Annotated in this window: 11 protein-coding genes; 3 read left to right on the forward strand and 8 right to left on the reverse strand. The window is 65.5% G+C overall.

The genetic code is table 11. The annotated features are described in order from the left end of the window. Window positions 1–245: 245 nt before the first annotated feature. A complete protein-coding gene (locus tag EU800_RS12360) occupies window positions 246–3,656 on the forward strand; it encodes an efflux RND transporter permease subunit (protein ID WP_242500547.1) in 3,411 nt (1,136 codons plus the stop codon). A 446-nt stretch (window positions 3,657–4,102) separates the two neighbouring features. Continuing rightward, a complete protein-coding gene (locus EU800_RS12365; RefSeq protein WP_129632666.1) occupies window positions 4,103–4,459 on the forward strand; it encodes a hypothetical protein in 357 nt (118 codons plus the stop codon). 272 nt (window positions 4,460–4,731) lie between these two features. Here the strand turns inward: EU800_RS12365 and EU800_RS12370 are convergent, their stop codons facing one another. Further along, a complete protein-coding gene (locus tag EU800_RS12370) occupies window positions 4,732–5,103 on the reverse strand; it encodes a hypothetical protein (protein ID WP_129632669.1) in 372 nt (123 codons plus the stop codon). Between the two features lie 514 nt (window positions 5,104–5,617). Beyond that, on the reverse strand, window positions 5,618–6,442 hold the full coding sequence (locus EU800_RS12375; protein WP_242500549.1) for a protein-disulfide reductase DsbD domain-containing protein: 825 nt from the start codon (window positions 6,440–6,442) through the stop codon (window positions 5,618–5,620). Between the two features lie 114 nt (window positions 6,443–6,556). On the opposite strand from EU800_RS12375, the gene EU800_RS12380 reads away from it, so the two are divergent. Continuing rightward, window positions 6,557–7,132 (forward strand): YqgE/AlgH family protein, encoded by a 576-nt coding sequence (locus EU800_RS12380; protein WP_129632672.1) that lies wholly within the window; start codon window positions 6,557–6,559, stop codon window positions 7,130–7,132. 13 nt (window positions 7,133–7,145) lie between these two features. Here EU800_RS12380 and EU800_RS12385 read toward each other — a convergent pair whose 3' ends face one another. The 6 genes from EU800_RS12385 to EU800_RS12410 form a co-directional block, all read right to left on the reverse strand. After that, window positions 7,146–7,928 (reverse strand): TIGR02186 family protein, encoded by a 783-nt coding sequence (locus tag EU800_RS12385; RefSeq protein WP_129632675.1) that lies wholly within the window; start codon window positions 7,926–7,928, stop codon window positions 7,146–7,148. Continuing rightward, window positions 7,925–8,851 (reverse strand): sulfite exporter TauE/SafE family protein, encoded by a 927-nt coding sequence (locus EU800_RS12390; protein WP_129632678.1) that lies wholly within the window; start codon window positions 8,849–8,851, stop codon window positions 7,925–7,927. Before EU800_RS12390 ends, EU800_RS12385 begins: the two co-directional genes overlap by 4 nt. 88 nt (window positions 8,852–8,939) lie before the next feature. Further along, window positions 8,940–9,854, reverse strand: a complete 915-nt coding sequence (locus tag EU800_RS12395; protein ID WP_129632681.1) for a sulfite exporter TauE/SafE family protein — start codon at window positions 9,852–9,854, stop codon at window positions 8,940–8,942. Window positions 9,855–10,024: 170 nt separating this feature from the next. After that, complete coding sequence (locus tag EU800_RS12400) at window positions 10,025–11,035, reverse strand: ABC transporter permease (RefSeq protein ID WP_129632684.1); 1,011 nt, start codon at window positions 11,033–11,035, stop codon at window positions 10,025–10,027. Window positions 11,036–11,039: 4 nt separating this feature from the next. Beyond that, window positions 11,040–12,146 (reverse strand): ABC transporter permease, encoded by a 1,107-nt coding sequence (locus EU800_RS12405; protein ID WP_129632687.1) that lies wholly within the window; start codon window positions 12,144–12,146, stop codon window positions 11,040–11,042. Next, window positions 12,146–13,717 carry an ABC transporter ATP-binding protein gene (locus EU800_RS12410; RefSeq protein WP_129632692.1) on the reverse strand — a complete coding sequence of 524 codons (1,572 nt, stop codon included), beginning with the start codon at window positions 13,715–13,717 and terminating at the stop codon, window positions 12,146–12,148. Before EU800_RS12410 ends, EU800_RS12405 begins: the two co-directional genes overlap by 1 nt. Between the last annotated feature and the right edge of the window lie 51 nt (window positions 13,718–13,768).

Below are 13,768 nucleotides of genomic sequence, written 5' to 3' on the forward strand. Positions count from 1 at the left end.
ATCTTCGGATGCGAGCCCGTTCGGAGCGGCCTACCCTGCGCTCTGCCGAGCACTTCCCCCGGGGTATTTGCCGAACGGAAGAAGCCCGGGCGCTCGGAATGTCTTCTTCTCCCCGAAAATCATCCCTGCCGGAGGCAAGGTCCTAAGGACCGTTTGACGCGGGCGATGCCGGTTCCGTCGGCCAGGCGCTCTTCGGGCCGCATTAGCCGGTCTGTCTCCGTCTCAGTCCGGGGAGGACGGCCCAGATGATGACGCCTCCCGAGGACGGCCGCGGCATCCTCGCCTACTTCGCCCGCCACGGCACCGTGGCGAATCTGCTGCTCGTGGTGCTGATCGTTGCCGGTCTCGTGGCGATGCCGCGAATGCGGGCGCAGTTCTTCCCCGATGTGGTGCTCGACGAAGTAAGCGTCAGTGTGACCTGGGAGGGCGCAGGGGCGGAGGATGTCGACAGCGCCATCGTCGCATTGCTCGAGCCGGCGCTGCTAGCGGTGGACGGCGTGACCGAAAGCTCGTCGGTTTCGAGCGAGGGCAGGGCGCGGATCGAGCTCGAATTCGAGCCGGGCCTCGACATGACGCAGGTGGCCGAGGACGTGCAGCAGGCGGTGGACGCGATCACCACGCTGCCGGAGGATGCCGAGGACCCGGTGGTCCGGCGAAGCGCCTGGCGCGACCGGGTTTCCGACGTGATCATCGCCGGGCCGGTGGGCGTCGACCTTCTGGCGCAGTTCACCGACGAGTTCATTGCCCGGCTCTTTGCCGAGGGCGTGACGCGGACGACGATTCGGGGGATGGCTGCGCCGCGGGTGCTGGTCGAAGTGCCAACGCGCTCGCTTGTGCTGCACAACGTGACTATGGCCGAGATCGCCGCTGCGATCGCTGCCGAGGTCGCGACCGATCCGGCGGGCGACGTGGCGGGCGCCAATGCCCGCGTGCGCACGGGCCGCGAGAAACGCTCGGCCGAGGAGATCACCGGGATCACGCTGCGCACCCGCTCGGATGGCTCGCAACTCACTATCGGCGACGTGGCGCAGGTCTTCGTCGAGGGACCTGCGCGCGAGCGCAGCTATTTCCGCGGGCCGGACCCGGCGATCTCGGTGCGCGTCGATCGCTCGGCGCAGGGCGACGCGCTGGAGATCCAGAGCAAGATCGAGAAAGTGGCCGAGGAGATGATGCTCGGCCTGCCGGAGGGGGTGACGATCGAGCTCATCCGAACCCGGTCGGAGGATATCTCGAACCGCATTGGCGTGCTGCTCGACAATGCGATGACCGGTCTCGTGCTCGTCGTCGGTCTGCTCTTTCTGTTCCTCAACGCCCGCACGGCGATCTGGGTCGCCGCCGGCATCCCGGTGGCGATGCTAACGGCCATTGCGCTGATGTATGCCGCAGGGTTGACGATCAACATGATGTCGCTCTTCGCCCTGCTGATCACACTGGGCATCATCGTCGACGACGCGATCGTGGTCGGGGAGCATGCCGATTTCCGGGTGCGGCGGCTGGGCGAGCCGCCGATGCTGGCGGCCGAGCGGGCGGCGCGGCGGATGACCGGACCGGTCTTCGCCGCCACGATCACCACGGTGATCGCGTTCGGCGGACTCATGGTGATCGGCGGCCGCTTCGGCGACCTGATTTCCGACATTCCCTTCACGGTGATCGCCGTGTTGATGGCGTCGCTGGTGGAATGCTTCCTGATCCTGCCGAACCATCTCGCGCATTCGCTCCATGCCGCGAACGCGCGGGAGGCCTGGTACGACTGGCCGTCGCGCCAGGTGAACCGTGCGTTCTCGTGGTTCCGCGCCGGGATCTTCCGGCGCATCATCGCCTTCGCGCTCTGGGCGCGCTATCCGGTGCTGGCGGCGATGGTTCTGCTGCTTCTGAGCCAGGTCTCGCTGCTCGTGCGCGGAGATGTGCAGTGGCGTTTTTTCAGTGCGCCCGAGGAGGGTTCTGTCTCTGGTAATTTCGCCATGGCACCGGGGGCGACGCGGGCGGAGTCGCTGGAACAGATGCGCCTCTTCCAGGCCGCAGTCGAGGCGCTGAACGCGGAATATGCCGAGACATACGGGCGGCCGCCGGTGACCTATGCGCTGGCCGAGGTGGGCGGCAACACCGGGCGCGGGCTCGCCGGGTCCGAGACCAAGGATGCCGACCAACTGGGTTCGATCGCGGTCGAGCTGATCGATCCGGACCTGCGCCCCTATTCGAGCTTCCAGTTCGTCTCGGACCTGCAGGACCGTGTCGAACATCATCCGCTCGTCGAGACCATCTCGTTCCGGGGATGGCGCTACGGGCCGGGCGGCGATTCCCTGCATGTGCAATTCTTCGGCGCGGATACCGAAACGCTCAAGAGCGCCGCCGAGGCGCTGAAGGGAGAGGTGGGACGGTTTGGCGAAGTCTCGGCGGTGGAGGACGACCTTTCCTACGACAAGGAGGAGCTGATCCTCGACCTGACGCCGCAGGGCGCTGCGCTCGGCTTCACCATCGACGAGTTGGGGCGCGTGCTGCGGCATCGTCTGAACGGCATCGAAGCGGCGACCTACCCGCTGGGCCCGCGCAGCGCGGAGATCCGGGTCGAGTTACCTGAGACCGAACTCACCGCCGATTTCCTGTCGCGTACCCAGCTGCGGACGCCGGACGGCGCGTATGTGCCGCTGGCCGACCTGGTGCGGGTCGATCGCCGCACCGGCTTCTCTGTGGTCAAGCGGGAGAACGGCATCCGCCTTGTCTCTGTCACCGGCGATATCTCGGAGGACGATCCGGCGCGGGCGCAGGAGATCATGGATGCGCTTCAAACCGACATCCTGCCGCGGATCGAGCAGGAATACGGCGTGCAGGCACGCCTGTCCGGACTCGCCGAGCAAGAGCGCGAATTCATGAACGACGCGCTGGTGGGCTACGGATTGTGCCTGATGGGGATCTTCCTGACGCTGGCCTGGATCTTCTCGAGCTGGACGCGCCCCCTGCTGATCATGGCCGTCATCCCCTTCGGCCTGATCGGCGCGATCTGGGGGCATGTGCACTGGGACATTCCGCTGACCATGTTCACGGTCGTCGGGCTCATCGGCATGTCCGGAATCATCATCAACGATTCCATCGTGCTGGTGACCACGGTGGACGAGTATTCCCGCGATCGCGGGCTCGTGCCGGCGGTGATCGACGCGGCTGCCGACCGGCTGCGCCCGGTGTTGCTGACCACGCTCACCACAGTCATCGGCCTCACACCGCTGCTCTACGAGCCCTCGCGCCAGGCGCAGTTCCTCAAGCCGACGGTGATCACGCTGATCTATGGGCTCGGCTTTGGCGTGGTGCTGGTGCTGCTGATGGTGCCAGCGCTGTTGGCGGTGCAGAAGGACGTGCATCGGCAGTTCGAGTCCTTCCGCCGCGCGCTGACCCATTCCGGCCGGGCGCGGCCTGTGACGCTGCTCACCTGGTCGGCGGTGGCGGCGGTCGCGGCATTGGCGGCAGCAACGCTCGGGCATGTTGCGGCGACCGGTACGCTCTGGCCGCCGCTGGCGGGCCTCCTCCCCGTCGAGGTGGCGACACCGTTCCGGGCGCTTCTGCTCTTCCTCGCCGGCGCCTGGGCGATAACCGCCGTGACCTTCGGAGTCGGGATGCTCTGGATCCTGTTGGCCGGACCGCGGCACCGGAGCTCCGAAAGCTGAGGACGCGCGGTGCGTGTTGTCCGCCCGATCGCCGGTTTCAGGTTGTGCAGGGCGCGCTGGCAGGCTGGCATGGTGCGGCGTTAACAATTGTCGACGGTGAGTTTCTGAATCGTGGACGATTTGCGGCTGGCGGTGCCGCCCAGATTTTGCCTGGATGTACGACCTAGACGGAAACAGTTATCTGGATTTCGTCGAATCATTGCGAAGGCTCGATCAATCAATCCGGCGCGTCTTTGTTTCGTCACATGCGAGACGAAGCGGGCAAAAAGGGCGCCGGTTCTGCCTGCATTGGCTCGAACTGAGGCAAAGGCGTCTCAAACCTGCCCTACCGCAAGGTCATGTTTAAAGAAACCAGAGGTCGTTCGCGTTGGAACTGGCCTTGTTTCGAATCGAGTGTTGATGCGTGAGATGACGCACGCGCAGCGCGCATCCCAAGGAGGCCCGTCATGAAGACGCCCGGAGACATGGAAAGCACTGCGACGATCGCTGAACAGGCGATGGCTATTCTGAAACCATTGCCGGCGATCGATCTGGAAACGAAGCGGGTCATGGCACTGACCAGGGCTGCCATTCAGGTTCAGGAGCGCCTGCACATTGAGCCCTATGCATTGCCGACGCTGTCCGACCTCCTCATCGTTGCCAAATACGCACAGATGAATGCGCATCTCGAGCTTGGCCTGCAACGGGACGCCTCGTCATTCGCCTGGGCCGGCATCGCGCTGACGCTTTGGGACGACGCAGTCGACCAGTCGCTTTCAGGAACGGCCGTGCTCGCTCTTCTCAGTGAGCCGCAGCGGAGCTAGGCGGGGCCGCTTCCTCCGCCCAAGCGGTGCTGCATCGTCCAACGTGGCGTGCAAATTTCCTTGGCTGTGGCTGTGGCTGTGGCTGTGGCGGTTAGCGTCGGCGTCGCCGATCCCGTCGCAAAGGAGACCGGAAAACAAGAAGGCCGGCCCCAGGCGCAAGAGGCACTTCTTCGAACCGGGAAATATGTGGAGACACACAGAATTGCTGATCCGAACTGCACGCACTCCTGTGAGTGCTGCAGCGGAGGGCTGATGCCTTCCGGCAGGTCTGCCTATCGGCAATTCGACAGTTTGTAGTGGATCATCGTGGACGTTGCCGGGGCATTGATGATCGTGACCGACCGCACCAGCGTCGTTGTGTCCAGAAGGCCGACCATGTCGACCGCCTCCTGTGCGTCGGCGTCCTTGTTGAAGCAACCGTCCGTATCTCCGGGGCATTCGTAGTGGACCGGCATTGCCCCAACCAGTTGCAGAACGGCCCAGTCTCTGTCTCCCGCCGCGGACAGGGAGTAGGTGAACTCTCCGGTTAGCTGCTTCTTGGCGTTCTGAATGCTGCAGGTGGTCGGTGCGCCGACAGCCGAAGACGCCGGGGCGAGCAGGCCAGCGGTGACGAAGACGGCGAGTGCAATTCTTGCGCGGAGCATCAGTGCCCGGCGATTTCCGACACTGCTATTCTCTCTGCTGCGGCCACTGAACCGCCTACTGTTGTCCCGGAAAGCCCCGCAAGAGAGACGGTTGTCCCGCGGTGTCGCTGCCTGTTCCAATGTTGCCCGTGCCATCGTCGCCGTTTCCGAATGGGTGACATCGCGTCACCAGGGTTGAAGGTGCTTCACTCCCCGACAGGACCGCGGACAGGCAAAGCGCCGCCTTGGAAACCATCGGGATGTTCCGGACAGGAATGCAGCCCAGTTATGTGACGTGCAGGATTTCCCTCGTGCGTTTACCAAAACATCAAAGAGGGGCAATTCGAAGGCGATGATCTCACGTTTTTGCCACGATTATTAACACATTCGCTGAGACCCGATCGTGGCTGCAAGGACGCTGGTCGGAGGCGGCAACCGGTCCGGGCGCCGTCTCCCTGAGTGTCGTTTCGAGGGGATCAGTGTCGGCTGGACGTTGGAGGCGTCGGCTTCGGAGACTCGCCTCCGAACGCAAAGGTCAGTTCGCGGCGCAGCCTCGGATGTCCACGGCGTCTTGGCCTGCGATCACGGTGAACCGGAGCTCCGACCGGTCGAGCGCCATCGGCTGCCCCGCCGGCGGCACTAGGTCGGCGGTGACTCCCAGCCCGCCGGCGGTCCGCCGGACCATCGGTTCGGAGACCCAGATCCTCGGATCGCCTGCCTCGACCATGGCGAACTCCTCGCCGGCGAGTCGCGGCATGTCGATCTCCGCCTCGAGCCTGAGCCCGTCGCGAATCGGCGCGAGGTTGCAATGGACGCCGCGCACGCCGGCGCGCTTGGCGCTGCGCGGCTGGCTGGCAAGGGCGGCCTGAATCGTCGGGTCGGACAGGCCGGCACCGGCGAGGTCCGCATCGAACTCAAGGCGGGCCGGCATGCAGATCGTCTCGCAGATGCCGAGCGCCACCTCGCCGCGCAATGCGATCGGCGCGCCCTTCTCGTGCGGAAAAAGCTCGATCGGCAGCACCAACTCGCCTATGTAGCCCACCGAGCGCAAGCCGTAGCTCTCGAAGACCTGCGGGCTCGGCCAGTGATAGGCCACGCTCTTGAGGTTTTTCGACCCCGACCAGTCAAAGCTCGGCGGGATGCCTGCCTCTCCCGGAGCGCGCCAGTAGGTCTTCCAACCCGGCGCGAGCGTCAGATGCAGCGCCGCCATGCGGGTGCCGCGCTCGGTGATCCAGCCGGGGCGGATCTCGGCCTGGAGGACGTCGCCGGACGGGCCTCCGGCATGCGCGGTGCCGCGCGGGAGCGCGAGCAGCACGAGTGCGGCAAGCAAGGCAAGTCGGATCGCGGCATTCATCTTCATGGCGCAGAGCATATTCGGCTGGACGGATCTGGGAAATCACATATTGGCGACGGATCGCCCCCGTCCGGTCACGAAGCCTTGTGCCTCCGTCGCGTCGCGCTCATCCTCGGAGGGATGACCGAATCTGCGAACCCGATGGATCTTTCCGGAAAATTGCTGATCGCCATGCCGGGCATGGGCGATCCACGCTTCGCGCATTCCGTGGTGTTTATCTGCGCCCATTCCGAGGACGGGGCGATGGGTTTGATCGTGAATCAGCCCGCGCCGGATCTCGAATTCGAAGACCTGCTTGAACAGCTCGAGATCGATGCCGGAGACGAGAGCCTGCCGACGACGATCCATGTCGGCGGCCCGGTCGAACATGGTCGTGGGTTCGTGCTGCATTCGAGTGACTACGCCGTCACCGAGTCGACCCTGAAAGTCGATGCGGAGTTCGCGATGACCGCGACGCTGGAGATCCTCGAGGACATGGCGCTTCGCCGCGGGCCGCGCCGGGCGCTGCTCGCGCTTGGCTATTCCGGCTGGGCGCCCGGCCAGCTCGAGGCCGAGATCGCGCAGAACGGCTGGCTGACCTGCGACGCCGACCCGGACCTGGTGTTCTCGCCGGAGAATGCGCGGAAATGGGAGCGGGCCCTGGCGATGCTCGGGGTGGATCCGCTGACACTGTCGGCAAGCGCCGGGCGCGCCTGATGCGGCGCCGGGCTCAGGAGCCGCGGGCGTAGCGGAAGGCGGCCGAGGCGGCCCAACCGGCCGCAATGGCGATGGCAAGCGACAACAGGCCGTAAAGCAGCGCTTGTTCCTGCGCGAGCGTAAAGATCCAGCGCTCGATCCCGACCTTGCGGACGCGCAGGACGCGTGTGTAATCGGCCACGACGGCCTGTTCCCGCGTCAGGAAGATCCGGACAGTGTATTCGCCCTCCACGAGGTTGGCCGGAAGGTTGAACTCGGCCCGGAACAGCGTCTGGTCGGTCAGGTGCACGGTATGTGGTTTTTCCCTGTAGAGACCGTCCGCCTCACGGATCCGGATCAATGCCTCGACGAAGGCCTCCGCGTCCTCGCTTTGTTCGGCGGCATCCGGCGCGCGGATGGCGAGCGGGACGGAGATTCTGTTGCGCTGGATTTCCGCCTCGGTCAGAATCTCTTCCAGCGGGCCGGTGGAGGCGATCTTGTAGAGCGTCGGCGCTGCCTCGATTTCGACCGCCTCTGTATTGATCCAGATACCGGCGCGGCGGTCTTTCTTGCGGATCGTGACCGGCTGGAGCGGCCCCGAAACGGTGATGACGACGTCGAGCGGGTTGATGACCGGGTAGCTCTTGGGCTGGCTCTCGGGCGTGTGCTTGACCGCGCCGAAGACGAGGATATGCGACCCCGAGAAGCTCGCGGTGATCGACACCCGCCGCTGGCTCAGATCGGCCACGACCTCCTGCGAGGCCGCTGGCAGGGCGAGGCCGAGGAACGTGACGAGAAGGGCCGCGAGGCGGATCATGAATGCCCCCCGACGGTGCCGATGGAATAAAGCTCCGCAGGTTGCAGCAGCAGGTCGGCGGCGAGCTTGCCGCAGACCAGCAGCACCAGGGCGGCGAGCAGGACGCGGAGTTGCTCGGCTTTGAGCTTCGTGCCGATCTGGGTGCCGATCTGCGCCCCGATCACGCCGCCGATCAGCAGCAGGACCGCAAGCGCCATGTCGACGGTGTGGTTGGTGGTGGCGTGCAGCAGCGTTGTGAAGGCGGTGACGAGGATGATCTGGAAGAGCGAGGTGCCGACGACGACCTTGGTCGGCATGCCGAGAATGTAGATCATCGCGGGCACCATGATGAAGCCGCCGCCGACGCCCATGATGGCGGCGAGGATGCCGACGCAGATGCCGACAAGGATCGGTGGGATGACCGAGATGTAGAGGCCCGATGCGCGGAACCGCATCTTCAGCGGCCAGGTGTGGACCCAGCCGCGTTGCCGCCGCTTGGGCCGTGCGGCGGCGGCCGGATTGCGCGAGCGGCGTAGCGCGCCGATTGATTCATAAAACATCAGCCCGCCGACGACCCCGAGGAAAAGAACGTAGCTGAGCTTGATGAGCAGATCGACCTGACCCTGCGATTTCAGGAAGTTGAAGACCAGCACCCCGAGGCCGGCGCCGATCAGGCCGCCGATCTGGAGCACGATCCCCATGCGTATGTCGACCGTCTTCTTTCGCAGATGCGCCAGCACGCCGGAGAAGGAGGAGGCGACGATCTGGTTGGCCTCGGTGGCGACGGCCACGGCCGGGGGGATGCCGATGAAGAACAGCAGCGGCGTCATCAGGAACCCGCCGCCGACGCCAAACATGCCCGAGAGAATGCCCACCAGCCCGCCCAGGCCGAGCAGGAGAAAGGCGCTGACCGAAACCTCGGCGATGGGAAGGTAGATCTGCATGGATCGAACCTAGTCTCTCCGGGCGCAGGCGAGCAACGGGGAAGCTTCAAACATGCATAAAAACTGATGCGACCTGTGGCCGGAGTGCTCATTGTGGCAGCGCGATGGAGTAGAGTTCGGCGGGCGGGATGGCGAGATCGACCGCCAGCTTGAGGCAGACGGCGAGGACGAGGGCGGCAAGCAGGACGCGAAGCTGCTCGGCCCTGAGCTTCGCGCCGATCACGGTGCCGAACTGGGCGCCGATAACGCCGCCGATGAGCAGCACGACCGCGAGCACGGCGTCGACCGAGTGGTTGGTGACGGCATGCATCAGCGCGGTGGCGCCTGACACCAGGATGATCTGGAAGAGCGAGGTGCCGACCACGACCTTGGTCGGCATGCCGAGAACGTAGATCATCGCCGGCACCATGATGAAACCGCCGCCCACCCCCATGATCGCCGACAGCACGCCGACGCTGGCGCCGACGAGGAGCGGCGGGATGACCGAGATGTAAAGCCCGGATGTGCGGAAACGCCGCTTGATGGGCCAGGTGTGGACCCAGTTGCGTTGCCGGCGCCGCGTTACCGGCGGTCCGCCGTGCTTCGCGCGCCGCAGGGCGGCGAGGGATTCGACGAACATCAGCCCGCCGACGATGCCGAGGAAGACGACGTAGAAGAGCGTGATGAGGAGATCGACCTGTCCGAGCGTCTCAAGGAAGTTGAAGATCGCGATGCCGAGCGCCGCGCCGACGAGTCCGCCCATCTGGAGCACAATGCCCATCCGCAGGTCGACGGTCTTGCGCCGCAGATGCGCCAACACCCCGGAGACCGAGGACGCCATGATCTGGTTTGCGCCCGTCGCCACGGCCACCGCGGGCGGAATGCCGGTGAAGAACAGGAGCGGCGTCAGCAGGAAGCCGCCGCCGACACCGAAGATTCCGGACAATAGCCCGACCGCCCCCCCCAGTCCGAGGAGGAGGAACAGATTGACTGAAATCTCGGCAATCGGCAGGTAGATCTGCATGCCGCCCTGCTAGCGCGCAGGCGAACGCGGCGCAACGATCAAGCCGCAGCCGGAATGGCGTTTCGGGCGAATTGCCGCGTCCGATTGAACAGACTCCAGCAAGTGAATCGGCCAACCGAGACCGGGGCGAAACCGCCCGGAGTCCGGTCAACGGATGAACCCGCTCCGGCTCAGCGTTCCTTCACATAGGGTTCGCCGCCGGCCCGCGGCGGGATCGCCTTGCCGACGAAGCCAGCGAGGATCACGACCGTGAGGATATAAGGCAGGCTGTCGAGGAACTGCACCGGCAGTTTGAAGCGGAAGAGCGCCTCGACGACGTCGGTTCGGAGGGCGAGCGCCTGCAGCAGGCCGAAGAGAAGGCAGGCGCCGAGCGCGTGCCATGGCCGCCACTTGGCGAAGATCAGGGCCGCCAGAGCGATATAGCCACGTCCCGCCGTCATGTCCTTGACGAAACCCGCCTGGAGGCCTGTGGCAAGATAGGCGCCGGCCAGCCCGCAGAGCAAGCCGACGATCACCATGGCCGAGTAGCGCAGGCCGATGACCGAGATGCCGGCGGTGTCCACCGCCGCCGGGTTCTCGCCCACGGCGCGCAGGCGCAGGCCGAACCGGGTGCGGAAGAGAACCCACCAGCTCGCGGGAACCGCCAGAAGCGCGACGTAGACAAGCACGGAATGGCCCGAGACCAGTTCGGAATAGAAAAGCTGCAGCGGGCCCGCCTCGGCGAGCAGCTCGCTCAGCGGCCGCCCGGCCGCCTCTGCGTCGGAGGGGCCGATGGCAAAGGGCAGCTCGATGCCTTCGAACCGGGCCCTGCCGATCAGCGACGGTGTGCGGCCGCCCTGCTGGAACCAGTCCTGCGCGATCAGGACGGTCATGCCGGAGGCAAGGAAGTTCAGCGCCACGCCCGAGATCAGCTGGTTGCCGCGGAAGGTGATCGAGGCGAGGCCGTGAATCCCGGCGAAGACCATCGAGGCGAGGATCCCGGCGAGCAGGCCGAGCCAGACCGAGCCGGTCGTGTAGGCGAAGGCGGCCGAGAAGAAGGCGGAGATCAGCATCTTCGCCTCGAGCCCGATGTCGAAGATGCCGGAGCGCTCGGAGAAGAGCCCGGCAAGACAGGCCAGAAGCAGTGGCGTCGCCAGCCGCAGGGACGAATCGAGGATCTGGATGAGTGTCGCGAAATCCATATCGCTATTCCCCCGCGGTCTGTCTGCTGCGGCGGCGCCACAGGAAGAGGCGTTCGATCGGCATGCGGACCATGTTGTCCAGCGCACCGGTGAAGAGGATGACAAGGCCCTGGATGACCACGATCAGCTCGCGCGGGATCGTGGTCCACAGAGCCAGTTCCGCGCCGCCCTGGTAGAGGAAGCCGAAGAGGATGGCCGAGATCAGGATACCGAGCGGATGGTTGCGCCCCATCAGCGCCACGGCGATGCCGATGAAGCCCGCGCCCTCGACCGAGTTCAGCACCAGCCGCTCGGCCTCGCCCATGACGTTGTTGACCGCCATCAGCCCGGAGAGCCCGCCGGAGATCAGCATCGCGACGATGATGATCTTGGTCGGCGAGATGCCGGCATAGATCGCCCCGCTCTCGGATTTGCCATAGGCGCGCAGCTCGAAGCCGAAGCGGGTGCGCCAGAGCAGGAGCCAGACGAGGAAACAGGCAAGCAGCGCGATCAGCAGGGCGACGTTGGCCGGGGCCGACTTGGCGAAGGGAATGCCGACGACCGCAAGCATTTCATGCAGCGTCGGAAGGTTGGTGCCGTCCGGGAATTTCGCCGAGGCGGGGTCCATCGAGCCTTCGGGGCGCATCGCGTTGACCAGCATGTAGTTCAGCACGGCGGCGCCGATGAAGTTGAACATGATGGTGGTGATGACGATGTGGCTGCCGCGCTTCGCCGCGAGCCAGGCCGGCAGGAACGCCCAGGCGGCGCCGAACAGCGCACCGCCGGCCATCGCAGCCGGCAGTGCCAGCGTCCAGTGTGGCCAGGGCAGCGCCAGGCAGACCAGCGCGACGCCGAGCCCGCCGAGCGTCGCCTGACCCTCCGCGCCGATGTTGAACATCGCGGCATGGGAGGCGACCGCAAAGGCGAGCCCGGTGAAGATGAAGTTCGTGGCATAGAACAGCGTGTAGCCCCAGCCATAGGTCGAGCCGAACGAGCCCTGTACCATCAGCTTGAGCGCCGCCCAGGGATCCTCGCCGATTCCGAGGATCACCAGTGCCGAGATCACCATCGCGAGGATCAACGAGATCACCGGCACAAGGAGCACGTCGGCCCATTTCGGCATCACGTCCATCAGCCTGCCTCCTGCGCATTGGTCACGCCGGCCATCAGCAGGCCAAGCTCGCCCTCACTGGTCTCGCCGGGCAGGCGCTCGCCCATGATCCTGCCGTCGAACATGACCGCGATGCGGTCCGAGAGGCCCATGATCTCGTCGAGCTCCACCGAGACCAGAAGGATCGCCTTGCCGGCATCGCGCAGATCGACGATCCGCTGGTGGATGAACTCAATGGCGCCGATATCGACGCCGCGGGTCGGCTGGCCCACCAGCAGCAGGTCCGGGTTGCGCTCGATCTCTCGCGCCAGGACGATCTTCTGCTGGTTGCCGCCGGAGAAATTCTTCGCGGCCAGATGCGGATCCGGAGGGCGGACGTCGAAGCGCTCCATCTTGCCCGCCGTCTCCGCGCGGATGCCGGCATTGTCCATCAACCAGCCGTTATTGTGGCCAGGGTCCCATTGATAGCCGAAGACCATGTTTTCCCAGGCGGTGAAATCCATGATCAGGCCCTCGCGCTGGCGATCTTCGGGCACGTGCGCAATGCCGCGCTTGCGCCGCGAGCGGCCGTTCGAGCGCTTGCCGGTCAGGTCGATAGACTGGCCGTTGATCTCAACGAGCCCAGTGCCCGCCATCATGCCGCCGAGCACCTCCAGGAGCTCGGACTGGCCGTTGCCGGCCACCCCGGCGATGCCGAGGATCTCGCCCGCCCGGACCTCGAAGGACACGCCCTTGAGCCGCTCCACCTTGTCGTCGTCGACCACGCGGAGATTGTCGACCTTGAGAACCGTCGCGCCCGGCGTAGCGGGTTTCTTGTCCACCCGGAGCAGGACCTTGCGGCCGACCATCAGCTCGGCCAGCGCTTCGGGCGAGGTCTCGGCTGTCCGGACCGTCGCCGTCATCTCGCCGCGGCGCATGACCGACACGGTGTCGGTCACTTCCATGATTTCGCGCAGCTTGTGGGTGATCAGGATGATCGTCTTTCCCTCGTCGCGCAGGCCGCGGAGGATACGGAAGAGGTGATCGGCCTCCGCCGGCGTCAGCACGCCGGTTGGCTCGTCGAGGATCAGGATCTCGGCATTGCGGTAGAGCGATTTCAGGATCTCGACGCGCTGCTGCTGGCCGACGCCGATCTCCTCGATCTTCGCGTCCGGATCGACGTTCATCTCGTAGTCTTCAGCGATCTTCGTCAGATGCGCGCGCGCCTTGGACATGGTGGTCCGGAGCAGTGCGCCTTCCTCTGCGCCGAGCACGACGTTTTCCAGAACGGTGAAGTTCTCGACCAGCTTGAAATGCTGGAAGACCATGCCGATTCCGGCGGCGATGGCGGCCTGACTGTCGGGGATTTCCGTCTGTGCGCCGTTGATGAGGATCTCGCCCTTGTCGGCCTTGTAGAAGCCGAAGAGGATCGACATCAGCGTCGACTTGCCGGCGCCATTCTCGCCGATGATGCCGTGGATCGCGCCCCTGGCGACAGAGAGCGAGATGTCCTTGTTTGCCTGGACCGGTCCGAAAGCCTTTGAAATACCACGCAACTCGATGGCGGGCGGCGCTCCGGACGATTGGCCGGCGGCCTCGGCGAGATCCTTCATCGGGAACCCCCTGATGGTGTCACGGAGAGGCCGCGCGACATCATGTGACGC

The organism is Tropicimonas sp. IMCC6043, from assembly GCF_004146235.1.
In the GTDB taxonomy this organism is placed as follows: domain Bacteria; phylum Pseudomonadota; class Alphaproteobacteria; order Rhodobacterales; family Rhodobacteraceae; genus Tropicimonas.